The 25,748-nt window shown below is 40.9% G+C and carries 23 protein-coding genes and 1 pseudogene; 9 read left to right on the forward strand and 15 right to left on the reverse strand.

Translation table 11 applies throughout. The features are described 5' to 3' along the window. Positions 1-7 precede the first annotated feature (7 nt). From kaiC to V7K44_RS09045, 3 genes are all read right to left on the reverse strand, one after another. The gene (kaiC, locus tag V7K44_RS09035; RefSeq protein WP_334930683.1) at positions 8-1,570 is read right to left on the reverse strand and encodes a circadian clock protein KaiC; all 1,563 of its coding nucleotides are present in this window, start codon (positions 1,568-1,570) and stop codon (positions 8-10) included. A gap of 76 nt (positions 1,571-1,646) precedes the next feature. Further along, the gene (gene kaiB, locus V7K44_RS09040; protein WP_099099291.1) at positions 1,647-1,961 is read right to left on the reverse strand and encodes a circadian clock protein KaiB; all 315 of its coding nucleotides are present in this window, start codon (positions 1,959-1,961) and stop codon (positions 1,647-1,649) included. A gap of 139 nt (positions 1,962-2,100) precedes the next feature. Next, the gene (locus V7K44_RS09045) at positions 2,101-2,682 is read right to left on the reverse strand and encodes a KaiA family protein (protein ID WP_334930685.1); all 582 of its coding nucleotides are present in this window, start codon (positions 2,680-2,682) and stop codon (positions 2,101-2,103) included. Positions 2,683-3,240: 558 nt separating this feature from the next. On the opposite strand from V7K44_RS09045, the gene V7K44_RS09050 reads away from it, so the two are divergent. Beyond that, a complete protein-coding gene (locus V7K44_RS09050) occupies positions 3,241-6,573 on the forward strand; it encodes an ATP-binding response regulator (protein WP_442940673.1) in 3,333 nt (1,110 codons plus the stop codon). Positions 6,574-6,645: 72 nt separating this feature from the next. Here the strand turns inward: V7K44_RS09050 and V7K44_RS09055 are convergent, their stop codons facing one another. Further along, a complete protein-coding gene (locus V7K44_RS09055; RefSeq protein ID WP_334930687.1) occupies positions 6,646-8,574 on the reverse strand; it encodes a glycosyltransferase family 39 protein in 1,929 nt (642 codons plus the stop codon). 176 nt (positions 8,575-8,750) lie between these two features. Further along, positions 8,751-9,389 carry a hypothetical protein gene (locus tag V7K44_RS09060; protein ID WP_334930689.1) on the reverse strand — a complete coding sequence of 213 codons (639 nt, stop codon included), beginning with the start codon at positions 9,387-9,389 and terminating at the stop codon, positions 8,751-8,753. 803 nt (positions 9,390-10,192) lie between these two features. On the opposite strand from V7K44_RS09060, the gene V7K44_RS09065 reads away from it, so the two are divergent. Both V7K44_RS09065 and V7K44_RS09070 read left to right on the forward strand, forming a co-directional pair. Continuing rightward, positions 10,193-10,525: a DUF565 domain-containing protein gene (locus tag V7K44_RS09065; RefSeq protein WP_334930691.1), complete on the forward strand. Its 333-nt coding sequence runs from the start codon at positions 10,193-10,195 to the stop codon at positions 10,523-10,525. 15 nt (positions 10,526-10,540) lie between these two features. Then, positions 10,541-11,584, forward strand: a complete 1,044-nt coding sequence (locus V7K44_RS09070; RefSeq protein WP_334930693.1) for a glycerate kinase — start codon at positions 10,541-10,543, stop codon at positions 11,582-11,584. 393 nt (positions 11,585-11,977) lie between these two features. Here V7K44_RS09070 and V7K44_RS09075 read toward each other — a convergent pair whose 3' ends face one another. The 4 genes from V7K44_RS09075 to V7K44_RS09090 form a co-directional block, all read right to left on the reverse strand. Beyond that, positions 11,978-12,601, reverse strand: a complete 624-nt coding sequence (locus V7K44_RS09075; RefSeq protein WP_334930695.1) for a Uma2 family endonuclease — start codon at positions 12,599-12,601, stop codon at positions 11,978-11,980. Positions 12,602-12,645: 44 nt separating this feature from the next. Continuing rightward, on the reverse strand, positions 12,646-13,281 hold the full coding sequence (locus V7K44_RS09080; RefSeq protein WP_334930696.1) for a restriction endonuclease subunit R: 636 nt from the start codon (positions 13,279-13,281) through the stop codon (positions 12,646-12,648). 138 nt (positions 13,282-13,419) lie between these two features. Beyond that, positions 13,420-14,943 (reverse strand): SulP family inorganic anion transporter, encoded by a 1,524-nt coding sequence (locus tag V7K44_RS09085; protein WP_334930698.1) that lies wholly within the window; start codon positions 14,941-14,943, stop codon positions 13,420-13,422. A 473-nt stretch (positions 14,944-15,416) separates the two neighbouring features. Beyond that, on the reverse strand, positions 15,417-16,916 hold the full coding sequence (locus tag V7K44_RS09090) for an ABC transporter permease subunit (RefSeq protein ID WP_334930700.1): 1,500 nt from the start codon (positions 16,914-16,916) through the stop codon (positions 15,417-15,419). Between the two features lie 76 nt (positions 16,917-16,992). Between V7K44_RS09090 and V7K44_RS09095 the strand changes: the two genes are divergently transcribed. Next, on the forward strand, positions 16,993-17,748 hold the full coding sequence (locus V7K44_RS09095; protein ID WP_334930703.1) for an amino acid ABC transporter ATP-binding protein: 756 nt from the start codon (positions 16,993-16,995) through the stop codon (positions 17,746-17,748). A gap of 92 nt (positions 17,749-17,840) precedes the next feature. Here the strand turns inward: V7K44_RS09095 and V7K44_RS09100 are convergent, their stop codons facing one another. Further along, positions 17,841-18,041 carry a hypothetical protein gene (locus V7K44_RS09100; protein ID WP_094348136.1) on the reverse strand — a complete coding sequence of 67 codons (201 nt, stop codon included), beginning with the start codon at positions 18,039-18,041 and terminating at the stop codon, positions 17,841-17,843. A gap of 264 nt (positions 18,042-18,305) precedes the next feature. Next, positions 18,306-18,998 (reverse strand): lipoyl(octanoyl) transferase LipB, encoded by a 693-nt coding sequence (gene lipB / locus V7K44_RS09105; RefSeq protein ID WP_334930704.1) that lies wholly within the window; start codon positions 18,996-18,998, stop codon positions 18,306-18,308. Between the two features lie 620 nt (positions 18,999-19,618). On the opposite strand from lipB, the gene hpf reads away from it, so the two are divergent. Then, positions 19,619-20,266 carry a ribosome hibernation-promoting factor, HPF/YfiA family gene (gene hpf, locus V7K44_RS09110; protein ID WP_334930706.1) on the forward strand — a complete coding sequence of 216 codons (648 nt, stop codon included), beginning with the start codon at positions 19,619-19,621 and terminating at the stop codon, positions 20,264-20,266. Between the two features lie 85 nt (positions 20,267-20,351). Here the strand turns inward: hpf and V7K44_RS09115 are convergent, their stop codons facing one another. Further along, complete coding sequence (locus tag V7K44_RS09115; protein ID WP_334930708.1) at positions 20,352-21,050, reverse strand: DUF305 domain-containing protein; 699 nt, start codon at positions 21,048-21,050, stop codon at positions 20,352-20,354. A 48-nt stretch (positions 21,051-21,098) separates the two neighbouring features. Between V7K44_RS09115 and V7K44_RS33155 the strand changes: the two genes are divergently transcribed. The 3 genes and pseudogenes from V7K44_RS33155 (at position 21,099) to V7K44_RS09125 (ending at position 23,241) form a co-directional block, all read left to right on the forward strand. Next, positions 21,099-21,227, forward strand: coding sequence for a biliverdin-producing heme oxygenase (locus V7K44_RS33155; protein WP_442940674.1), 129 nt, complete (start codon positions 21,099-21,101; stop codon positions 21,225-21,227). After that, positions 21,206-21,315: pseudogene (locus V7K44_RS09120) on the forward strand (acyl-CoA desaturase); the annotation flags it as partial. The gene V7K44_RS33155 and the pseudogene V7K44_RS09120, both read left to right, overlap by 22 nt. 351 nt (positions 21,316-21,666) lie before the next feature. After that, positions 21,667-23,241, forward strand: coding sequence for an adenosine deaminase (locus V7K44_RS09125; protein WP_334930710.1), 1,575 nt, complete (start codon positions 21,667-21,669; stop codon positions 23,239-23,241). A gap of 123 nt (positions 23,242-23,364) precedes the next feature. Here V7K44_RS09125 and V7K44_RS09130 read toward each other — a convergent pair whose 3' ends face one another. From V7K44_RS09130 to V7K44_RS09140, 3 genes are all read right to left on the reverse strand, one after another. Beyond that, positions 23,365-23,490, reverse strand: a complete 126-nt coding sequence (locus tag V7K44_RS09130; RefSeq protein ID WP_442940675.1) for a DUF2949 domain-containing protein — start codon at positions 23,488-23,490, stop codon at positions 23,365-23,367. A 111-nt stretch (positions 23,491-23,601) separates the two neighbouring features. Beyond that, positions 23,602-23,793 (reverse strand): hypothetical protein, encoded by a 192-nt coding sequence (locus tag V7K44_RS09135; protein ID WP_334930712.1) that lies wholly within the window; start codon positions 23,791-23,793, stop codon positions 23,602-23,604. A 413-nt stretch (positions 23,794-24,206) separates the two neighbouring features. Continuing rightward, positions 24,207-24,845, reverse strand: coding sequence for a peroxiredoxin (locus tag V7K44_RS09140; RefSeq protein WP_334930714.1), 639 nt, complete (start codon positions 24,843-24,845; stop codon positions 24,207-24,209). A gap of 479 nt (positions 24,846-25,324) precedes the next feature. Here V7K44_RS09140 and V7K44_RS09145 point away from each other — a divergent pair, with 479 nt between their 5' ends. After that, entirely contained in the window at positions 25,325-25,744 is a 420-nt protein-coding gene (locus V7K44_RS09145; protein WP_334930716.1) for a hypothetical protein, read from the forward strand. Positions 25,745-25,748 lie beyond the last annotated feature (4 nt).

Below are 25,748 nucleotides of genomic sequence, written 5' to 3' on the forward strand. Positions count from 1 at the left end.
ACTAAATTTAGGGTTCGGAACTCTGTTTGTCTTCAAAACGTCTAACAATGCGAGAAAGTTCCGCCTTTTCATCGATACTAACGCGAGTAGGAGCACCGCTGATAATCCGTTCGTAGTTTCGGAAAGAATCTTTAATTTCGGGCCCGTCAGCAGTAATATTATACTCACGAATTCCTTTATCATGCCAAGACCCGCGCATTTTGAATACGTTAATTGCCCGCGACATTTCTCCGCGAATTTCTACGTATTGTAACATCAGAATTGTATCGGTAATCGTAGAAATATGAGAGTCAGTAATCGAATGTGCTCCTAAAAATTGATCGGTTGTGTTAGTAAAGAAACCAGTAATTTCTTCTTGTTTAGCATAACCTGTCACACCAATTACAAACTGCCGAAATGCATTATTCGTAACTCCTCTAGCTAATGCTGATAGAGAATCAATAGCAATCCGAGCGGGTTTGAAAATAGCAATTTCTGATTTAATAATTTGTAAGTGGTCTTCTAAACCAGTTGATTCAGGATAGGTACAGATGATTTTGAGTAAACCTCGATCTTCTAATTTTTCAAAATCAATTCCCCAAGAGGAAGCATTACGAGATAGTTGAGCGCGTGATTCTTCATAAGCAAATAATATCGCCTGTTCTCCATTCAGGCAGCCATCTTGAATAAATTTGCTTACTAACAGGGTTTTACCAGTACCTGTAGCTCCTGTCGCCAAAATAATTGAATCTTTAAAGAAACCCCCACCGCACATTTCATCTAAAGTTTTGACACCAGAAGATACCCTGACATTAGAAGAACGTTGAGTCAAGCGCATTGCTCCGAGTGGGAAGATGTTAACTCCTTCATTAGTAATCGTGAAGGGATACTCGCCTTTCATGTGAGTTGTGCCGCGCAATTTCAGAATTTCAATTGTGCGACGGCGGCGTTCTCCTTCTAAAGCGTTGCGAACAATTACTACATTATCGGAAACAAATTCTTCTACTCCGAAAGAGGCAACGGGCCCATATTCTTCACCGCGTTCAGTGGTAATTACAGTGGTGACACTCAGTACTTTGAGACGTGCTACTAGGCGAAAAATTTCGCGTCGCACTACTCCCATCGCTTCATACTGCTGAAATACTGCTGTTATTGAGTCGATGGAAACTCGTTTAGCTTTGTATTTGCGGATGGCATATTGCAAGCGCTCAATGAGTGCAGAAAGGTCAAAATTTCCCACGATATCTTGACCTTCTGGATCGGGAGATGCATCAAGAATAAACAACTTGCCTTCTTCGATTAAGCGGGGCAAGTTCCAACCAAAAATATTGGCATTTTTAATAATATCGCTTGGTGATTCCTCAAAGGTTACAAATACTCCTGGTTCATCAAAGTAGGTGATACCGTTATAGAGAAACTGAAGAGAAAATAAGGTTTTACCTGTGCCGGATGTACCACTAATCAAGGTGGTTCTACCAATTGGTAAACCACCATGACTAATATCATCAAACCCTTCGATCATCGTCCGAATTTTTTCTACACCCCTAATTATCGGTGGTTGTTTTGGTTCTACTGGCTCGTTTTGACTCATTGCTTGATAACAAAAGGGTATTAAAACCTGTTTTTTTATTACTAAATTTTGGACTCAATTTTTTATGAGTAAAAATTTACTCTTCAAAGTCTTCTTCACTCAGTTCTTCATAGAGCAAATCCAATCCAATTAACACTCTTTCTCTATCTGAAAGATCCCCAATAATTTTGCGAACGGGGGGAGGCAAAATTTTAGATAATGTCGGCGTTGCCAAGATTTTATCTTCTTCCGCCAGTTGTGGACTTTTCAATACATCGATAACTTTTAAAGCATAAACACCTTCAAACTCCTGCTCTAAAATATCTTTGAGTGTTTTTAATGCCCGGACTGAATTAGGAGTGTTACCTGCTACGTAAAGCTTGAGAACGTAGGTTTTTCTGGCTTTATTCATATACTTAATAACTAGTCATGAGCATAAAATAATAAGATGCGATGCCTTCTCTGCGGAAAGCTGCGCGCAGCTATCGCGCATTGGCAGTAACTAACATCAGTAGTATGTTCCAAGTGGAATATACAGCGATAAACTTAATTTATTTAGAAATCGAACTCCTATAAACTTCGCACAAGTGAGCCAAGATATCGATCAACGTTAGGCGGTAATCAAGTAACGTTTCATTGCTCCTTCCTTCTAATTTTAGCTGGTGAGAAAATTCTTCAATTACCTCCATGTGAATTTCGATTATTTGGGGCACAGGAATATTAGCATAAAATATAGCATTGATAAATTTATCAATTTTATCTTTAAGTGTTTTGTCTGTAGTAAAATAATCTATAAGAATCAGGCTATAATCTATTTTAAGCTGTCTTAATAGTCTTTCTCTTTCTCCCGTAGTCATCTCCTGAAAATGCTGCTGGCTTTTTTGCATCTGACTGGCAAATACATAAACGTACTTGCTAGTGTATGCCTTAGTTGGATTTTGTGGCGGCCGATTTGGTAAATAGTTAATTTTTCCAGAGGTTGTTGCAGCAACAAGTAAGTAGCAAAATTGGGCAATAATTGCGTCCATCAATTGCCCCACCCAGGTACTCAAACCTTTTAGGTTGGCTAAGTCAACTGGATTGTTTAAGCATTTGTTAACATTAGATTGCAGAATTAATATCGGTAATAACATCTATTCTTGAATATATCTCCTCGATCGCCCTGACCAAGAAACATGGGCTGATAAGTTTGGCTAACGCTTGTAGGGGAATACTGGGTGTGCAGTCAACTGGTGAGTTAACCCCAAAATAACGCTCTATACGAGCAGATAGTGCTAGGCACTTAACAATTTAGTGCAGCAACTAACTGGTAGAACTTAGTAGGTCTTTAATGATGAGGTATCCGTCGGCATAGCAAGACACAGTAGCTAACTCATGATTTACATATCTATGTACATAAATAGATAGATTTTTTTATTTTGCTCCTTGATAAGATACTTAAACGAACTTAAAGGATTGTCGCATTCCAAATCATTATAATTCCTCAAGGTTCTAAAGCGAATCTTTGGAGCCATAATTGTTTTAGCCGTCGCTATCGATGAGGAGTTTAAATACCAGTAAGACACTGGAGAGGCTAGTTGCTAGAAATGAGAAACGTCGCCTCTTGGAAAAATGCACCCGTTTGTAATTCCCGTGTCCGTTAGTGTAAATCCCGTTGTTTTAATAGCGTTGAAATAACCAGAGTTGCTTATATGAGTCTTCTTAAAGGATATGACTTCAGGCAAAAAGACCATCAACTGGCAGATGGAAATGCCGGAGGGTTCCACAGGAAGAATGACCCCCAAATCCCTATGTTAATGCTAGATTACCCGCTTTATGACTTTCAGGCAACCGTACCTAGCTGCCCCCAAACAAGTTCTCTGGCAGTGGTGTTGGAGATTTTTGAGCAAGAGCAGTGCGATCGCTTGGTAGTAGTAAATCAACAGCAATGCCCCATCGGATTGTTGTATTCTGCCCGTTTAATCCCAAAATTATTAACACATAGTGACGATAAAAATCTAAATTTACAACAATCGCTATCTACCTGGGGTCAAGGTCTAATTGAGCCAATACAGACAATATCAGCTTCTGAGCGTGTAGAGCGATTAAGCTTGCGCTGGTGCGATTCACAACTCGAAAAACCCCAAAATTTAGATTTGGCGCTGATTGACTCTGATGGTCGATATTTGGGGCTGCTAGATAGTTCGCGCCTGTTGCGATCGCTGGCTCAAGAACGTATGGCTGGCTTACAAAAGTCTCGCGAGCATCGTCATGAGTATGATGGTAGGCCAAATGAACCCAAGTCCTTAGGACATCAGCCATTAGTACACTTGCTAGAAAGACTGCCTTGGCCTTTGATGTTGCAAACAGGTACTGGCGAGGTGGTAGCCCGAAATCCCGCTTGGTGGCAGCAACTAGGAACCTTAAAAGATCCAGAAGGGGTTAGGCAACAGGTGGAGGCAATACTTGTCGCTAACCGCTCCGAAATAGCAGAATATCTCACTCAACCAGCAATCAACGTTCATCCCAATGTTAGGGAGAATGAGCATGGTGGTGAAGAAGAACTGATTCAGGAAGAAGCATCAGGTCATGCTGCATACAGCCGATGCTATTTAGATAGTCAGGTGGGTACTTGTACCTGCGTTGTCGAAGTCCAAAATGGTCAAGAGCGAATCTGGCAGTTTGCCAAAATTCCCTTAGATAGTCCTGAATTTAAAGTGATGAGTGCTGAAGAGGAAATTGCACTCAGCACTGATTTGTGGTTGGTTTTAGCTACTGATGTCACTGAACAGCAGCAGCTTTGTAAAGAACTAGCAGCGAAGAATGCCGATTTAATTCAACTAAATCGGTTAAAAGACGAATTTTTAGCTTGTATTAGTCATGAACTCAAAACTCCCTTAACTGCCGTTTTGGGATTATCGCGCTTGCTAGTGGATCAGCAATTGGGAGAACTCAACGAGCGTCAAGCCCGTTATGCGGGACTGATTCATCAAAGCGGACGCCACCTGATGAGTGTTGTCAATGACATTTTAGATTTGACCCGGATGGAGACGGGACAAATGGATTTGACGCTGACTCCGGTGAAAATTCAGGCTGTGTGCGATCGCGCCCTATCGGAAGCCAAAGCTATCCACACTCAAACCACCAAAGCGACATCTGCCTCACCACCTGCAAATGCCCGTTTATCTGCTCCTCAATTCTGTCTTTCCATTGAACTAGGTTTAGATCAGATGGTGGCAGACGAATTGCGCTTACGCCAGATGCTAGTACACTTACTTTCCAACGCCTTTAAATTCACCGAAATATCTGGTGAAATTGGGCTACGGGTGAGTCGTTGGGAAGGATGGATTGCCTTTACAGTTTGGGATACAGGCATTGGCATTCCCGAACACCAGCAACATTTAATCTTTCAAAAATTCCAACAACTGGAAAATCCCCTCACCCGTCAATTTGAAGGCACTGGTTTAGGGCTAGTATTAACTCGCGCCTTGGCTCGCCTCCACGGAGGAGATGTCAGCTTCTTATCGCGTGAAGGTAAAGGTAGCCAGTTTACCCTACTTCTGCCGCCCAGTCCTCCGAAAACAGGCTTTTCGGAACCAGATATGGGAATCAGAGAAGAGGAGGAGACACGATACCAACCGACACGGGAAAACTCCGCCGCTCGTCAGCAAGTTAGTACGCTTACACAGCATCATCCCGCGAGTTCGCAACGATTGGTCTTGGTAGTCGAGGCAGTAGCTCGATATATTGAAGACTTGACCGAACAACTCAAAGGTTTAGGATATCGCGTAGTGATTGCGCGATCGGGCACAGAAGCAGTCGAAAAAGCGCGGCGCTTGCAACCAATAGCGATATTTTTAAATCCGTTGCTACCCCTGCTATCAGGCTGGGATGTACTAACTTTACTAAAATCTGACACTGCAACCCGTCATATATCTGTAATTGTGACAGCGACGGGAGCCGAAAAGGAGCAAGCATTTGCTAACCGAGCCGATGGTTTCTTAAGTTTGCCAGTAGAACATCAGGTCTTAGCACCAGTTCTCGAAAAATTATGTACTGCACAAGTAATACCGCAGATAGGGTTAAATAATAGTGCAATTATCCCAACTAAAACCCCACTGCGAATTCTCAGGTTAGTGAATCCCCAGTTAGAATCGGTCAATCCCCACCCCTCACTTCGAGAACATCGGGTGATTGAAGTAGATGACCTAGATCAGGCAGAACTTTTGGCGCGGGTATGGCAGTTTGATGTGATTTTGCTAGATGTCGAAAGTACCACCGCCCAAATTTATTTGCAACAACTAATTGGACATCCACGTTTAGCAGCTATACCACTGGTTACTTGCGATGTTGCAACTACTTTAATCGCTTCTAAAATACCAGGGCTATCTGTATTTCCTTACTTAACACCATTTGCGAAAGATAACAGCAGTCGCCCCGAGAAAACAGATGCTTTACTATCAGTACTAGAAATTGCTTCTGGTATTTGCTGCCCTCCCAACATTTTAGTAGTGGATTTAACAATGCTGCGGGATTTCCCCCAGGTAAGACGTAAGCCAGCGAAGGGTTATCGGACAGAGAAAAATTGCTCAATTAGTAGTGAAACTGCTGAACGGGGATCTGAATGGTTCCAAGCTTTAATTCAGTACCTCCAAACAGCAGGCTTCAAAGCGGCGATGAGTCCTTGTTGGGCAGAAGTGTTGCAACAGATTCGCCACGAAAGCGTTGACTTATTGCTAATTTGTTTAGGAGAAACCTCTATCCACAAAGATGTGCTCAAAGCACTGAAAACATTGGGAGATTCGCCTTTAAAGTTGCCACCAATTTTGGTACTAAATCAGCGATTAAATCGCTCAGAAACCAGTTTCCAGGATGGAGTAGCCAATCGGGAAATTAACAAGCAGAAGAAGAATGGTTTGGAATCGATAGAAACTGTTGTTGGTGCGATCGCTACCCAAATATTACCGCGATCGATATCAATGGAAGACCTATTAAACCAGATAAATCAAGCTTTAGCTGTCAACGGTTACAATGGCAAATGTTAATTGGGTTATTAGTCATTCGTCATTCGTCATTCGTTATTTGCAAAGGACAAACGACAAATGACTAATGACAATTTATGATATATCTATTTTTTGATTTTTCATTTTCTTAAAAGGAACTCGAACCAAGTTATAAGCACCCTTGGTTGACAAATTCTTGTAATCATCTGGCTGTAAATCCATTTTCAAAAACTTTTTCTGTTCGGCCAACAGCAGCACTGAAGAAGGTTTTAGTCCTTTAGCAGCCTTGTTTTTAATATGCTCTACAGCCTCTTGGGGAAATTTTAAATAATTTACATGGATGTGGCTGTAAAATACCACACTAGGCTTTTTGAAGCCAAGCATGATCAATTCTTCATTTGGTTGTTTTGCTTCTAAAATGACCGCAGACAATTCCCTTAAGGGTAATTGACGTTCTCGATCGATAAAGAACGAAGCCGGTGTTAAGACAAAAATTACAAACGCCACAAAACCGATTAAATTAATACCGATAATGTAGTTCCAGCGGCGACTCAATAATAAACCTGCGACCAAAACAGCAGAAACTAGCCAAATTATACCCGCGATTACTGGTAAACCAGATTGTTCAATTAGTTCGTGGAAGTTACTGATCGCTGGATCGGTACCTAATATATGGGTGATGTTGAGCAGTGCTGTTGCCAGAATTGATAAAAATACTACATTCACCCAACCACTTATTCGCAGCAAAGACGCGGAGATGGATTGAGTGGGAGAGGGGGAAACAGGAATTGTTTGCCGTGTCTTTGTATCTGAAAAAAGGTCGCTCCACAACAGGGCTACCAGGATTGCTGCTGCTGGCATTAAAGGCAATACATAGCTAGGAAGTTTAGTAACGGCAATGCTAAAAAAGGCAAAGATGCTAGCAAACCAGAACCAGGCAAATAAACCAAATTGCTGAAAACGTTCAAGGGATCGCCAATGCGATCGCTGCCAAAACTTTAGTCTGATTATAGAAGCTGGTAAATACACTGAGTATGGTGCAAAACCCAACAGCACGACTAAAAAGTAAAAATACCAAGGTGCTGAGTGACCATTAACTACTTCTGTAAAGCGTTCCAGGTTGTGATAACCAAAAAAGGAGTTAATGTAATTCCAGCCATTGCGCCAAATTACTAAAGCATACCAGGGCACTGACAAAGCGATAATTATCAGTATACCTATGAGAAGGTGCATTTCCTGCAACACTTCTCGCACTTTACCCACGTAAAGCAAAAAGGCAGCAACAATTAGCCCCGGTAAAACAATTCCCACTGGCCCTTTAGTCAAAATTGCGCCAGCAATCAGCACATAAAAAGCTAAGTACCACTTATTAGGAAATGGGGCATGGGGCATTGGGGAAGGTGGGGCCCCCTCTGGGGATAAGGGGTAATGGGCATTGCTGATTAATTCTGCTCCCCTGCTCCCCTGCTCCCCTGCGTACCCTAGAAAGAAACATAACAAAGCCGATGCCATGCATCCGGTGAGCAGCATATCAGAGACACCCGTTCTCGCCCAAATAATAGTTTCGGGATTGAGTGCCATGAGCGCGGCTGCGATAAAAGATGTTAAGTAGCGACGATTAGGACGTGAAACTTGCTCTAATTCGTCTTGTTTAGCCAGATACCACTGGATGGTGTAAAAAGCTAAACAAACTAAGCCGAATGCTGCGATCGCAGAAGGAAGGCGTACTGCCCATTCATTCACGCCAATCAGATGATATGCGATCGCCTGACACCAGTAAATTAAAGCAGGTTTATCGAAACGAGTATCACCATTGAAAAATGGGGTAATCCAATCACCTGTAACGAACATCTGGCGCGAAGCTTCGGCAAAGAGCGGCTCTGTTTCATCAATTAAGCCAATGTTGCCCAAATTCCATCCAAAAGCCACCCAGCCAACCACCATCAACCACAAAATCGACACAGTTACACTCAGGGCTGGATTTTTTGCTATTTTGTTGAACCACCGATCAACAGTGTGCTTAACACTCAATTTCATTCTCATTTAGTCAATAGTCAATAATCACTAATCAATAGTCGTTGGTTATCTATCTTTTGTTCTTCGGGATTTTTAATTCAACAATTTTCCTCTATCCATTACTTAACACTTTACCAACTGTAGGGTAAGGATATGAAGAGTGCTGAGTTCCGAGTTCCTCTATCCCCACAATGCCAAGAAGTCTATTGACTCAGCACAAGTTGCCATTCTCTGTTTTGGGAATTCCATTTAGGTAATTGAGTTTCGCCAATAATATAAGGGCCCCAGTAACGACGGGAACCATCTTGTGCAAAAGCAACTAAAACATCTCCCTTCTCCAGCTTTAAATTATTTTGAGGTAGAGATAGAACCAGTCCCTTCTCACTACCTTCTTCGGGAGCAAAATCCCAATGTGCCGGTACATCGTAGTGAGTTTGTTTTTTACTAGCTCCTTTTGCTACTGACTGTCGTGCCAGTAGAACCAGTCGCACAGGCTGATTTGTTTGATTGCTCATTCGCAAAGTCCCTCGATCTTTGGCAATGCTTGCTGATTTATCACGCTCTGCTAGGACAGGATAAGTATTCTGTTTACTGCTATGTTCTATTTGATTGGTTGGGGTAGGCGCTGGAGTAGATAGACTAGCGGAAATACCTTTTTCAGGTACAACCGAAGTTGTATGCCACTCTTGAGTTTCTGTTGGCAGTTGTGAAGATGTATCTGGGTTTGTATCTGGGTTAGTGGACTCAAAGGATACGCTCAGTCCAAAGCATCCCACCAGAGCAACAAGCAGTCCCAAGCACAAAGCTGTAATACCGACGTTACGATACACTAAAGATTTCATATTGATAGTTATTTAGAAATAAATATTTTGTCTAGACTTGACCAAATAGTAGCCTATTATCCCAAAAGATAATTACACAAAATAGCCGAATATAGACTTTCCTAAAATTAGGAATACGAATGTATGATAAATATCATTTTGATTAGAAAACATTTGAAGGATATAATCTCTTTGATGTTTGAAAAACATGAGGTACAGACATCCATTACTTTGGCTCTTGACCGTAAGTATGGATAAAAACAAGATAATTTGATACCTAAGCCAATTCATTTGTATAAAAAAAATAAAAGTTTCCTGAAACCGTTAGCAGGTTCAACAAGGCGTCCTTTGCTAAACGTCAGATAAATCTAAGTGGTGTATTTTGTCTTCTGCTATTAAAAGCACCTTAAGACGATATTTGGAAAGTACTTGGTGATATAGCCAGTGCTTAGAGATCCTCCTTCCTAAATCTACACAAGCCCCTTCTCCTGTTGGGAGATACTACGAGTAGCTTACTTCCATACATGAATACAAGTCAGCAAACCCGCTTAACGAACTAGCTTTCTTTAAAAAGGGGAATTTTGAATCATTTTCCCATTTTTTAAGGTTTGAATGTGGGGAGAAAACTAAATATTATTGTTTCCAAACATCTTCTAAGAAACTGTACTTCTCTGAAGATGATAGAATGGTTAAATTTGAATAAACACCGGAATTCCAGTAGATATCTACAATAGTAACAAACAAGCTGATACTAAAACCAATATCCTTCTTACATTAATATAGATATATTTCAAGATATCTTGACTTTCCCAGAAGTCCCTTTGATGCAAAACACTCGTCTCAACAACTTGTTCGATGCCATTGCTACACGCTTTGGGCAATGGTTTTTAAATCCTTGGCGACGCCTATCGTTGCTGATAATTAGTTTTTTGTTCGGTTTTTTTCTGGGAAACGCAGTTTCTACAACCGCTGGACAAGAAGGTGTATTGGATATTGTGGTAGCGGCTTTTTTAGTATTGTTGACGGAAATTACCAGCAGAATATTTTATAGTCGCAGCTTTTTGGAAAGGCGATCGCTCTTGGTAGACTCACTAAATCTTCTCAAAGTTGGTTTCATCTACAGCCTGTTTCTCGAAGCTTTTAAGCTGGGATCGTAGTCAGATGGAGAATTTATGAATTTGTGGCTGAGTGTTTTAGCAAACAATGGGGTGGGGGAAACTTGGAAGCAGGAAGCAAGAGAAGCAGCGCTGGCAGATCGGTTAAAGGCGAAAGCTTTTAGCATTGTACCGGAAAATGTTGATGAAACGATCGAAAGGCGATCGCATTTACTAAAATCTGTTTTCCCAGCTTTTAGCGAATTCTGCCAAGCTACTCTCCAAGTACAACCCCAGGAAATGTTACAGGTATTGTGGGACTTGTGGCTACCTTTGGGGATCAAACTAGCATCGCAGCGCCAACAGTTGGGACGCCCACTGATTCAAGGAATATTGGGAGGACAAGGTACTGGTAAAACCACAATGTCCAAAATTCTCATTTTGATTCTCGATCATTTGGGATACAGGACTGTGAGTTTATCTTTGGATGACTTATATAAAACTTACAGCGATCGCTTACTGCTAACACAGCAAGATCCCCGCTTAATTTGGCGCGGCCCACCAGGAACCCATGATATAGACTTAGGCTTAAATGTACTAGATCAAATCCGTGAGTTGCAAAGCCCGGTAATACTTCCCCGCTTTGATAAATCAGCTTATGGAGGTGCTGGCGATCGCAGTAATCCAGAAATGGTGACGGATGTAGATATTGTACTATTTGAAGGTTGGTTTGTGGGTGTGCGACCAATCGATCCTGATTTATTTGATACTGCGCCACCGCCAATTGTCACAGATGAAGATAGAGCATTCGCCCGTGAGATGAATCTTCGTCTCCACGATTATTTACCACTATGGGAGCGATTAGACAGCTTAATTGTGCTGTATCCCACCGATTACCGCTGTTCTTTGGAGTGGCGTAAACAGGCGGAACAGCAGATGATTGCTGCGGGTAAATCGGGGATGAACAATGCAGAGATAGAGCAATTTGTCAATTATTTTTGGCGATCGCTTCACCCGGAATTATTCATCACGCCGTTGGTAAGAGATGGGACAGCGGTTGATTTAGTGATTGAGATTAATCCCGATCGTAGCTTTGGTCAAGTGTATTGCGATCGCACTTAGGGCGTTAGTTCTCAAGCAAATCAGCTAAAAACACTATAATTTGCTTAAAGCGTGATTTATCCTACTCCTTAGACCAAAAATGCCAGAGGTATTGTTACAGCTTTTCTTTTCTTACTCTCACAAAGACGAAAATCTACGGGATGAACTAGCTAAACACCTGACTATATTAGAATGGCAGAGCGTGATTTCAATCTGGCACTCTTCTTGTTGTGCTTGTAGTACAATGCAAGTTTTTTGGCTGTCATAGCAATTAGCAAAGATAAATTTGCTTGCTACTTTTTTTATTTCATGGTTACTTGCTTCCCATTGATCCCAAGGTAGTCTCATACTAATTCGCAATTCGTAATTCGTAATTCGTAATTAGATAACTTATAAAAAGCTCTCTGGGTAATTTTAACTACTTGGGAAACCTCCAGCTTGAAAAATCTGTTCGGCGGTTAAATTCAATTCTGGGAAAGTAGGCGAGACTATGCGATCTGTACCTCTAAATTGAGTAACTTGGTATTCACCATCGATTAATTGATAAATAGACATAGTAGGCTGTTTGGGGTTGCCAGTGAACTTTTTAGCGCCTAAACCGAGATAATCTACAACCCAGTATTCAGGAATTCCAATACCTTCATACTTACCTTGTTTTGTGTAGTAGTCATCATCCCAATTGGTACTAACTACCTCAACTACTAAGGGAATTGATGCCGGATATGATACAGTTGATTCTTTTTTCCATAGCGGCTCATTCACTAAATTAGGACGATTTAATATCAACACATCTGGGGAATAGGCAGATAACGAATTAGAAGGTTTTATCAGCGCAGTTTTAGGGATTGTATAAGGTAAATTTAATCGGTCAAATTCTACTGTTAGTTTTCTAGCGATAAAACCAACAACATCTTCATGTTCACCAGTTGGTTGGGGCATTTCAACAATAACACCATCATGTAATTCGTATCTTCCGCCTTGAGGACGCCAAGCTGCAAAATCTTCAAAGCTTACTAGTTTGGGTATGGCTTGAGTCATAAATTTTTACCTTGGCTTGGATGTTGCCTTAATCATCAATACTTTTAAAGTTGACAAATTGCTTTTAAAACTTGTAGCAACTGACTTGAACGCTCTTTTTCCATTAAATTTAATTCTGGCAACAGATAATAAATAGGGGGATTTCCTTGTTCGATATAGACAAACTGATAACTTCTACCATTAGTGGCTAATCCCCAAACTGATTTTTGATTATCTAAATTTTTATAAGCATAAGTGAGAAGTTGAGGCAAACCTGTTGAAATATCAATCTGACTATTTTTAGATTCAATTAACAGTACCCAAAAATATGTTTTAGGTTTTGTATGTTTAGCTTTACTAATAGCTAAAATATCCAATCTGCCTTTAATTCTGATATCTTCATCTTCAACTTCAATATCAGCAATATTCTCTTCCAAAACAATCTCGATTGGATAGCGATAAAAACCAGCTAATCTTAGTAAAGGCGCAACCGCAAGAAACTTTACCTGACCTTCAGAAACTTTACCGGCTGTCAGGTAGCGTCGAAAGTCATTTCTAATTTGCAAAAGTTCTTGTTGTTCAACTTCGAGGAGAGGTTCCAGAGATAAGTAGTTAGAAAATGAGTCACTGTACTGTTCTTCAAAGCTAAACAGACGCTGAACTTCTTCTAAAGATAAATTACGAGCATTGAGAATTGTCATATATTTTTGGTTGATTCGGTTACAGCTCAATCCAAATTCCCTATATAAAACCTATCTTAACCCCTGGCTGATTACATAAAATACGAATCGGTAGCACAGTTGTGCTACCCCACCGTGATAAAAAATCTAGCTTCAGTGTTACAGAGGAAATGGGTTGCGATTACGATCTATTAGACGATCCCATTGCATAGTTAACGTGCTTCCCATTTGTTGCTGTTGTTTTGCCCACACTGATAGTAAGTCTAGGCAAGAGTGATCTATATAAGCCAAGTCTTGCATATAAACATGCAATTCACTTCCTGGAGGCACCAGTTCTAAAATGTTCGCTAATTTTGGTAGCCTCACAAATGTTGCCGCACCTTGTAAATAAATGTCTATTCTCTGATTATTCTCGTGCTTAATCATTTGGATATTCAGCACGGACATTTTGTGAATTAGTAAAACTCCTGTCAACAGAATACCAATTAAAACACCTGTGATGAGGTCAGTAACAACAATCCCGATTAAAGTGGCAGCAAATATCACCAGAGGAAAACGTCCATACTTCTTTAACTGACGAATATGTTCTACTTCGATTAGTTTGTAGCCAGTAACAACTAGAATTGCTGCCAGACTAGAAATGGGAATTATTTTCAGCAAGGTTGGGGCTGCAATTACTAAAATTAACAGCCATAAACCGTGAAGCATCGTTGATAATCTAGTTTTAGCACCAGCTTCTACGTTTACAGAACTGCGGGCTATCACTCCTGTCATCGGCAAAGCACCCAAAAACCCACATATAACATTGCCAATTCCTTGGGCTGTTAATTCGCGATCAAAATCGGTTCTTGTCCCGATATGCAGTCGATCTACTGCTACGGCTGAAAGCAAACTTTCTGTACTAGCAATAAATGCGATCGCGATCGCATCTAGCAAAACTGGTGCCTGAATTAGGCGTGGTAAGCTGGCAAGTGTTGGTAATTGAATTGCTTGTGCTAAATTGCTAGGTACATCAACATACTGAATCGGTAATCGATACACTGTAGCTATGACGGTGGCAATTACAACGCCGACAAGTGCACCAGGTATCAACTTTAAACTATTGGGTTTAAATTTTTCCCACAGCAGAAGACTGATAATAGTTATTACACCTATAAGTGCTGCAACGTGATGAACGCTACCATCTATAGGGAAGAAGGCTTTGTAAATGGTGTTGGGAATAGAAATTAAATTCTCAATGCCGTGTATACGCGGTTGATCGTCTAGCATGACGTGAAATTGGGAAGTTAAGATTAATATCCCAATACCTGCAAGCATTCCATAAATAACAGCTGGTGACATGGCGCGAAACAACTGGCCAAGTTTAAATATACCTGCGAGTAATTGGATTAAACCCGCTAGCAGCAAAATTGGCCCAACCATTTCAATGCCATATTCTTTAACTATTTCTGCAACAATCACTGCCAGCCCAGCAGCAGGGCCACTGACAAGCAAAGGTGAACCGGAAACAGCACCAACAATAATTCCGCCTACTATTCCTGTAACTAAGCCGCGAGATGGCGGAAGTCCCGAAGCGATCGCAATACCCATGCAAAGAGGAAGGGCGACAAGAAACACCACAAATGATGCCGGTACTTCACTAGTCAATGAGGATTTGTCTATGATTGCTTTCAAATTTCTCATTTGCTTCTCCTCTAATGAAAAGTTTTTAATTTTTGGCTGGCAAGGTGAACTGTTACAATGCAGCCGAAACTGGACTTGCATTGAATAGTTCAAACCTATTCACTGAGTTTTAATTGCAACGTAATTTTACTGGCGTACTCAGCCCTCAAATAGCAAGCACGAAATCATTAAGTTAAATTGACTTACGGTTATAGTTACTATTTACATTTCTTAATGATTACAAGTACATGATAACAATAGTGTTATCTGATTGATATTACATAACTTTTTTATTGGATTTGTAGCAAAGTATTAAGTTAAATTAAACAATGGATTAGAATTACCTGAAAAAAAGGTATGTTAGAACACATTTTATTAAGTTTGATTTTATCTTAAGGATTTTAACCCCCAACTGCTATCTATCCCAAAAATCAGCTTTACAAGTATATTTATTCTCATTCTCTGGATTTTGAGAAATTATTTTTGAAAGTCTCTTAGCGCTTGATGGGATTCATCCAAGCTTCTAATCGGCTAAATGCTTGGGAAGAAAGTAGCGTCAAACATAAATAAACCACCGCTACACCTGCGTAAATCTCAAAGGCGCGATAGTTATCAGCAACAATTAACTGTCCTTTACGTAGTAATTCTTCAAACCCAATCACAGAAACTAAGCTAGTATCTTTCAACAAACTGATAAACTCATTTCCCAAAGGTGGAATCATCCGCCGGAAAGCTTGGGGAAAAATTACATAACTCATAGTTTGCACAGAACTCAAACCTAATGATTTTGCTGCTTCTGCTTGTCCTGGTTCAATTGATTGAATCCCAGCACGAACAACTTCGGCAATGTATGCAGCGTTATTCAAACTTAAAGCAATTACCCCAGCACTTAGACGATCGAAAGAAAATGTCAAACCAAGTTCTTGTAAAATTGCTGGTAAACCAAAGTAAATCATAAAAATTTGCACCAGCAAAGGCGTTCCCCGAAAAAAATCTACATACGCCCTCGCTAACCAACGCACAGGTGCAATATGAGAAAGGCGAACAATACCAATTAAGGAACCGCCAATTAAACCGAATACTACAGAAAGTATCGTCAATTGCAACGTGATCAATGCACCCTGTAATAGACTCGGAAAAGCTTGTAAAACCACCCTAATTGAAGTTAATATTTTAGGTGCGCCAGTGTTAGTTTGATTCTCAAATAGTGACTTAGCTGGTAGTGATGGTGGTTCAACTTTAAACCATTTCTGGTAAATTTGGGTATAAGTGCCATTTTTCAGCACCCTATCCAAGCCATCATTTATCAATGTCAAATTCGGCGAGTTTTTAGCTGTAGCAATTCCATAAAACTCCTCCGTCAACAATTGCTGTACAACTTTAATTCCCTGAAGATTGCCTGTATTAATTGCATATAAAGTCACAGGTGCATCATTAATCACTGCATCCACATTACCATTGAGCAATTCTTGCAGGGCTATGGGTGCAGAATCAAAACTGCGAATTTGTCCCCCAGGAATACTCTTAGCCTTTGCAGCCCCAGTCGTGCCAATTTGTACAGCAATTTTTTTATTTTTGAGACTGTCAAAACCAGTAATATCTTGATTGTCTGCACGAATTGCGATCGCTAATCCAGCCTTAAAATAAGGACGGGAAAAAGAAATCGTTTTCGCCCTCTCTTCAGTAATCGTAATCGAACTAATTGCCGCATCTACCGTTTTTGCTTGCAAAGCTGGGATAATGCCATCAAAAGGCAGACTTTGAAAATCAACTTTAAAGTTAGCAGAAGAAGCTATCGCATTCATCAAATCAATGGAAAACCCCTGCAACTCGCCACCTTTTCCTTGAAATTCAAAAGGTGGAAATGCCGGTTCTGTAGCAACCCGCAAAGTTTTCCTCGCGCTAGAGTTCACAGCACAGCTAATCAGTAATAAACAACTAAAACCTACGAAGGCACATAAATACAGCCAACGCATAAAACCAACTTTAGCCATATTATTTTTTCTCCTTCTGTGCCTTTGCGGTTTCTTAAAATATTACAATCAACTGTAGAGCAGCTTGACATAAGTAATGAATAATACCATCCCCGCAATTATTTTTGACAATATCGAAAAAAACTTTGGTTCCCTGAAAGTTCTCAAAGGGATTACCGGCGAAATCAATCGGGGAGAAGTCGTTGCAGTTATCGGTTCCTCCGGTTGTGGTAAAAGTACCCTACTACGCTGCTTCAACCGCCTAGAAACCATTGACAAAGGGCGTTTAATCATCAACGGAATTAACTTATCTAGGCCCACTGTCAACTATAGCCAACTGCGGCAACTGCGAACACAAGTAGGCATGGTTTTCCAACAGTTCAACCTGTTTCCCCATCTCAGTGTCTTAGAAAATATGACACTCGCACCGCGTAAAGTCTTGGGTAAAACACCGAAAGAAAGCGCCCAAATAGCGAGATTATATTTAGAAAAAGTTGGCTTATCTGACAAAACCTCTGCTTATCCCGAACAACTTTCTGGCGGACAAAAGCAACGAGTAGCGATCGCTCGTAGTTTATGTATGAATCCCCAAATCATGCTATTTGACGAACCCACCAGCGCCCTAGATCCCGAACTCGTCGGCGAAGTTCTGCAAGTGATGCAGCAATTAGCCACAGAAGGCATGACAATGGTAGTTGTCACTCATGAAATGCAGTTTGCCAAAGAAGTAGCCCATCAAGTGATATTTTTAGACAAAGGTATTGTGACAGAACAAGGCCCAGCCTATGAAGTGCTGACTAATCCCCAAAGCGATCGCCTACGTATTTTCCTAAGTCGCCTCAACGTTAGATAGTTAAGAGTTAGGAGTTAGGAGTTATAAATTAAAGGCTTCTTTTGAACTCATAACTCATAACTCATAACTCATAACTCATAATTCAGCACTCTTTAAAGATACTCGCGCAAAAAATCAAAGGGATCGTCTTCCCAACAAGGTTCAGGTATTAGCCAAAATAAACTACCACTGATGTCGGCTTCAATTTCATCACCGTCGTCTCTATCAAATAGTTCTATCAAAGCTGTCCAATCACGTTCTCTGAGAGATGTTATCGATGGGGCATATACCTGGAGATTATTTGAGTAATTCACGCGCAAAGTTGTGCTTAACAGCCGTAAAAAGTTAGTATAAAAATTTAGAAATAATCAGATTATAGCTTTGACAACCGCAGTTATACCAATTCCAAATTCAAAAAGTCTGATTTAATCTGGCTTCTCAGGTTTGTATCTATCACATTCTTTTTCAAACGGGTATTAAATAGTTATTTTGATACTATTTAATATGGACTACTCTCATAAGTGTCTCACAATTTAAATAGGACTGCTATAGTATTTATTACATATTACAAGCTGAATTTAGTCAGACTGGAAAAATCCTTGAGGCTGAGATTCTACTAATTCCACGCCAAAGACTTCCGCAAAAGATTGTGCTATGTAAAAACGCACTTCTTGGCAGGTGATACCTGGAATCCATTCGGCTAAACTGCCTACAGGTTTGTCAGAAATACCGCAGGGTACAATGCGCTCAAAGCCTGTCATATCTGGACAAACATTTAACGCAAAGCCGTGCATAGTAATCCAACGGCTGACTTTAATACCAATAGCTGCAACTTTTCGCCCTTGCAACCAAACGCCAGTAAAAGCCGGAATTCTTTCTCCTTGCAATCCATAAATTGCTAATACGCGAATTATTACTTCTTCGAGTTGGCGTAAGTACCAATGGAGGTCTTTACGATAACGTTGCAGATTTAAAATTGGATAGCCTACCAGTTGACCGGGACAATGATAAGTAACCTCGCCGCCTCGTTCAACTCGATGCACATCATACTGACCTTTGTCAATATCAAATTTGAGAAAGTCTGAGTTGCTTCCTTGTCCCAAAGTGTAGACAGGAGGATGTTCTAGCAAAATTAACACGTCATCTAGACTTGGGTCATGAATGCGCTCAGTTAGAAGCGATCGCTGCCATCCATGAGCTTCCAAGTAAGGCATTAATCCCTGATTATACAGCAAACAAATGTTTTTGTGTGGTTCGCTACTATGGATCATGCCAAAATTCAACCGTATAAAGAACTAAATATATTTCAAGTTACAAGATTAGAATCAACAATTGTCAAGCTTTGCAAAGGATTTTAAAGGAAAGTCAAGGGAAGATGCATTAGAAAAAACAAAGTGCTAGCTTGAATATTAACCTCAATAGGTTTTAGGAGGAATTCTCTGCAATAAGCATTATGCCAAGACAATAAGGAAGAATGTACTGGCTGATGACTTTAATACCATTGTTTGCATTTCAAACAGAATCAAACTTCCACAAAGCCTTGTATTCTTGAGCAACAGCAAGCAAACCTCAATCAAACACAGAAGGAGCAACTATCAACAGTTCTGTAAGCATTCCTTTAAAGGAAAAGGTAGTCATAGGAGCTACAATTAGATTTCCTCAACTCTTGAGTGCTAATTGGATATACAATTAGACATCAGCGCAGAGATGAGGAAGTAAATCAAGGGTATACTTGACAATTCCTCAGATGCAGCAAGCTGAGAGACAGCTTAACAGCAGTAAATACAATATAGTTCACAATTTGTTTTGGCGGGAGTAATAAACCTTACCGCAATTTCTTTTCATACAAAGCAAATTCACACATCCAAAATATTCAGCGGGAGAGTATTACATGAAGCTTGTCATCCACGGCAAAAATATTGAAATCACCGATGCGATTCGTGAGTATGTACATCAAAAGATTGAAAAAGCAGTTAGTCACTTTCAAAGCATTACAAATGAAGTGGATGTGCATCTTAGCGTCGCTCGGAATCCCCGAATTAATCCAAGACAAGCAGCTGAAGTAACTATTTATGCTAGTGGTAGCGTTATTCGTGCCGAGGAAAGCAGCGAAAGTCTATATGCCAGCATTGACTTAGTTGCAGATAAAATTGCTCGTCAACTGCGAAAATATAAAGAACGGCGTCAAGACCAGAAAACTCATGTTCTACCAACAGAAGTAGTTGTTGCAGAGTCGATAGTAACAGATTTAATTGGCGATCGCACCCCCGAATTGCCCAACGAAGTCGTCCGCACCAAATATTTTTCCATGCCGCCGATGACTGTTGCAGAAGCCCTAGAACAACTGCAACTCGTAGGACACGACTTTTATATGTTCCATAACTCTGAAACTGGAGAGATTAATGTAATTTACGAACGTAACCACGGCGGTTATGGTGTCATCCACCCCCGCAATGGTAACGGACATATTAACGGCAAAAATGGCAAGGCAAGCCATACTAATATAGTCATGCCAGAAAAGTCCCATTCTAGTAAATAGGCGCTGGGAATAGGGAGATGAGGGGAGCAGCACTTCGGCTCCCTTCCATTAATATTGACCTGAAGACTTTATTAAAAATTACGAATTACTTGTTGTACCAAGCTTTTCGCCACTGTTGCATTTGTTTAATCTCTATATCTTGGGCTTTGATAATTTCTTGGGCTAATTTCTTGATTTCAGGGCGTTTAGACTTACTTAAGGCATTTTTTCCCATTGTTACAGCCCCTTCGTGGTGAGGAATCATCGCATTGATAAAGCGCAAATCAAATTCAGCATCGGCTGCACCTAAGTCTTGACTCATCATCATAGTTTGCATCTGGTCAGACGACATCTCCATCATGTGACCCATTTGGCTGTTGTAAGCCATTGGTTTATCTCCCGCCTTGGGATACCAAGCTTGTCGCCACTGCTTCATCTGAGTGATTTCTTGGTTTTGCGATTTGATAATATTGTCTGCTAATTTTTTGATTTCAGGACGTTTTGATTTCTGCTGCGCAACATTCGCCATTTCCACAGCCCCTTGATGGTGCGGTATCATAGCGTCAATAAATCGTAAATCAAAATTAGCATCGGCGGGGCCTAAATCCATTCCCATGCTGTGATTCGTCATGCCACCACCGTGGTTCATCATCTGCTTGTCTTTAGCATTGGTGGCGGTTTCCTTTGGCGCTTGGCTTTGGTTCTGGGAAGCAGTACTAGTACAGCCTGTAATTAACCCACCTGCTGAAGCGATCGCAGTAAAAGTTAGCGCTAAAAAGCCATTCCTTAAAAATAGCAGTTGCATAAATCTTACCTAATATGTTTCTAATTCTAATGATCTAATGAAATTTAGATGAAATCTAAAGATCCCCAACAACTTGTTTTTACAAAGTCGGGGATCTTGTTTCTTATTGCACTGATTGCTCATGCCTATACTCGGTACATGGGAGATTTATCAGGTTTACTACTGTTCACGCAGTAGCATTGCTGGCTCCTTGGTTTTCTCCTGGGGTGCATTGGGTATAGCTATGTTTCTACACTGGCTATTTGGCAGCATCGCAGTTTGTTTACTGGAATAAATAAAATTAATTAATACGTATCTATCTTAGGTTATAGTTTATCTAGCTTAGAGGATGTTTGAAAAGTCCTCTTGTTGGTATCAAAAATTTTAGATCCCCCTAAATCCACGCCACTTGCTCCACTTGGGGAGACCCCAAGTGGAGCAAGTGGCTCCCCTTAAAAAGGGGGACTTTGATTCCGGTTCCCCCCTTTTTAAGGGGGGTTAGGGGGGATCTAAAGTGCCTAAAGTCACAGCGAAATACTTTTCAAACAACCTCTTAATAAAGATTGATAGTTGATGGTTTTGAAGAGGATGATAAATGCACTCATACTGGCCATGTTTTACAAAAAAATAAATCTATATGCATAGACGAGCGCCCTTATATTATTTCTTTTTAGGAGTATTAACGAGTTCTAGCTGTTTGATCTTCAGTGTAGCAGCCCAAGTCCCATCTAATTCGCAGCAGTCCTCGACTCGGAGTGAAGCTGAAACTGCTAGTTGGTTTGAAGCCCATCGCAGACAGCCAGCCGCTTTACGAGCATTTGTACAGCGAATGCCGAAGGGTGGAGATATCCACAGTCATCTAAGTGGGGCTGTGTACGCAGAACACTATCTGGAGTGGGCTGCCACTGATGGGTATTGTGTGAATCCAAAGGCGGGGGCTTTAGTTGAACCTAAAGCTTGCGGTCAGGACAGTAGCTATTTTCCAGCCTCAGAATTGTTAAACCGAACATCTGTTTATGATTCCCTAATAAATCGTTGGTCTACTCGTAACCTCCAATTTGCTGGAAAATCAGGACACGACCAATTTTTTGAAGCTTTTAGTGGTTTTGGGCCAATATCAGATTCTATGAGCCGTCGGGATGATATGGTCGCGGAAGTAGCAAATCGGGCAGCTTTGCAGCATATTACCTATCTAGAGTTAATGCTTACCGTTCAGGGCAGTGAGGTTCGACAGCTAGGGCGTGAAGTTGGTTGGAATAAAGATTTGCAAGAGATGCATGGTCAATTGCTTAAACGAGGATTAACCAAGCTAGTGACACTCGGCAACCAGCAATTTGCACAGTTGGAGCGCGAAGTCTCGAAAACACTCGGTTGTGGCACTCCATCGGCACAGCCTGGATGTGCAGTGACGGTGCGCTATTTGCAGCAAACGACAAGAACAAAGTCGCCCGTTGAAGTGTTTGCTCAGTTAGCTTATGCCTTTGCACTAGATTCATCAGATTCGCGGGTAGTTGGCATCAATCTTGTCGCCCCAGAAGACAACCCGATTGCACTGCGCGACTACACCCTGCAAATGCAAATGCTGCAATTTTTCAAACGCCAATATCCCAATGTCAAGGTCGCGCTCCATGCCGGAGAGTTAACTCTGGGGTTGGTTCCGACAGAGGATTTACGTTTTCATATTCGGCAAGCTGTAGAAGTGGCACAGGCATCTCGCATCGGACATGGCGTGGATATTCTTTTTGAGGAGCATCCCTTCGAGTTGATGGAGCAAATGCGGCGACTCGGCGTATTGGTCGAAATCTGCCTGACCAGTAATGAGGTTATTTTGAATGTCCAGGGAGATGAGCATCCTTTTAGGGAGTATTGGAAGGCTGGAGTACCAATGACCCTTGCTTCTGATGATGAAGGCATTTCCCGCATCGATTTGAGTCATGAGTATTTGTTAGCAGCAACGAGATATGGGCTGGGATATAAAGACCTCAAGCGACTGGCTCGCAATGGCTTAGAATATAGTTTCGCTCCGGGAAATAGTCTCTGGAAGTCGTCTGAGTTTAAGGCAATGGTTTCAGCTTGTGCAAGCGATACCCCTGGTGAAACCTCTGTTTCTGAAGGGTGCAGTGCCTTTTTGAACAAAAGCGATCGCGCCCGGATTCAATGGCAGCTAGAGTCAGAATTTGCTCGGTTTGAGTCATTGCAGAACTGGCTTTGATTGACTTTCACGAAAAATGTAGAGCAACAAATTATTTGACCACAGGGACAAATTAGAAGTCAAGTTTTTCATACCTGCAAGCTTTACTGCAAACAATACCTTTGCCAAAATTTTTCTAGGCTCTTATTTTGGCAAAAATATTGGTTGAGTAACAGTTATTAGCCCATACTGCCAAAGAACCATAGGCAACATTGGAGTTTGCTCAACATAACAGAAAGCCAAGCTAATAGCAGCAGCAGTAATTGCCAACTACTCTAGTAAAAAGTTAATTAATTTCGTGTATTTTCTAGATTCCATAATAAAAATACGCAAAAAAAAAATTTGGGGAACTTGTGAGGAAGTGCAAAATTATCTCTTCAATCAAACATCAATATTTATCTGTTCTATCTGTCTAGCGGCTTTATCCCAAAGCTTTGCTGAAGTCTCATCTTGCCAATGAGTTCTCAGATTTTCCGCTTTTTTATGACATATTCGCTCTAACATTTCTAATATTGCGGATAATGTCAATTTATTAATTAATGATTCTAAAATCTCCATATATTCTTTTTGCATGATACTTACCTCCTTAAGGTCAACTGAATATATGCTGACAAAACTAATGTGCCCTCAAACTATAAATATAAATTAAGATTTGTTGCAGAGCGTGACTAATATTTTGCCAGTTTATACACGCAGTTTAGCCTATTTTGAAGACTCAATTTGGGGAATTTATTTGTAACATAGAAAAAACCTGTTTAGTTCAAATATTTCCTGACAAGTTCCTCAAGTGTTTTATCTAAATTAAAAATAGGGTTGGATAACTAAAAAGTATGAATTGTAATGCGATGGGCTATATTCCACCGGAGGCATCGTTAGCCGCGCAAGCCCGGATGCCTAGCCAATTGACTATATTCTCACGCAAAAAAACAAAGACGCAAAATTATATTTTTGCGTCTTTGCTTTTTTATCAGAAATCATTCTCAGATTTACTTGTTAGGCTGAGGAGTCATCCGCAGATAAGGTTTGATTTCCTCATAACCTTTGGGGAATTTCTGTTTTAGTATTTCTGGATCTTTCAGCGAGGGGACAATTACAACATCCTCTCCATCTTTCCAGTCAGCAGGTGTCGCCACGCTGTAATTATCAGTCAATTGCAGAGAATCAATCACCCGCAAAAGTTCGTCAAAATTGCGTCCTGTGCTGGGAGGATAGGTGAAACTCAGGCGGAGTTTCTTGTTGGGGTCTATTACAAAAACCGATCGCACTGTCACAGCCGCATTAGCATTGGGGTGGATCATGTCATACAGATCGGCAACCTTGCGATCTGCATCCGCCAAAATTGGGTAGTTAAGAGTGGTGCTTTGAGTTTCTTCAATGTCTCCCACCCAGCCTTTATGGGATTCTACGTCATCAACGCTGAGTGCGATCGCTTTGACATTGCGTTTGTCAAATTCTGGTTTTAGCTTGGCAACTGTGCCGAGTTCTGTTGTGCAAACAGGTGTAAAATCAGCAGGGTGAGAAAACAGCACAACCCAGCTGTCACCTGCCCATTGGTAAAAATCGATGTCGCCGTGTGTTGAGGCTTGCGTAAAGTTGGGTACTGTGTCACCTAGACGGAGAGCCATGAGAGATTCCCTGTAGTTAGAAAGGCATATATATTCTAGTATGCTATCATCCCATAAAACCCCCATTCCCCAATCGGGCTTTAGCGGTTTGAAACAAAATTTTAGGTTTCAAGCTCACAAACTCAACTACGATAAACTCACCAACGCCCAATATTGCAATCATAAGCATAATCGATAATCAGTTATCAACATAAACCGACAACTTAAGTAGCTAAAAATCATTTTTTGGGACTATCTGACTAGAAGGATTCAGTGATGAATGCAGTTACTGGATAGGGACTATTGACTTTTATATGTATTTATGCTGATGATGTCTTCATTCTGTCTTTTAGGGTCAGTGAACTAATCCTCAGGTTTTAATTGATACTCGCTTGTCTTTAGGATTTGCACTTGCCAAGCTTGAACTATCAAAGCAAGAAGGATGCTTGAGGCAGTTTGATTGCTTAGAATAACTGTAATTGCAATTCTAGGATGTAATCATGTCAGAAGAAAAATTTTCACAATCGTTTAGTGGTAGCGAGTTGTCAGGTGGAGTGCAGGTAGGGCAAGCTGGTCGTGATGTTGTTCAATCACAGCAGGTTAATCCCACTGAGAAACAGCTCAAATCAGCAGATGTCGTTGAACTCTTAACACGCATTGAAGAACTACTGCAAGGTGCAAATCTGGCGGAACCCGAAAAAGAAAAAGCAGTTAAGTATTTAAACGCAGCTAAGGAAGAGGTTCAGCAAAAGGAACCTGACAAAGATTTGGCAGCTAAAAGCTTGAAACGTGTGACTGAAACTCTAAAAAATGCAAACGAAACAGTAGAGGCAAGCACCGGACTTTGGAAAAAGGTTCAACCTATCCTTACACAACTGCTGGGCTGGCTGGGCGTGGCGAAAAGCTTCTTTGGATACTAGGGAA

This window comes from Nostoc sp. (genome assembly GCF_036917235.1).
Taxonomy (GTDB): domain Bacteria; phylum Cyanobacteriota; class Cyanobacteriia; order Cyanobacteriales; family Nostocaceae; genus Nostoc.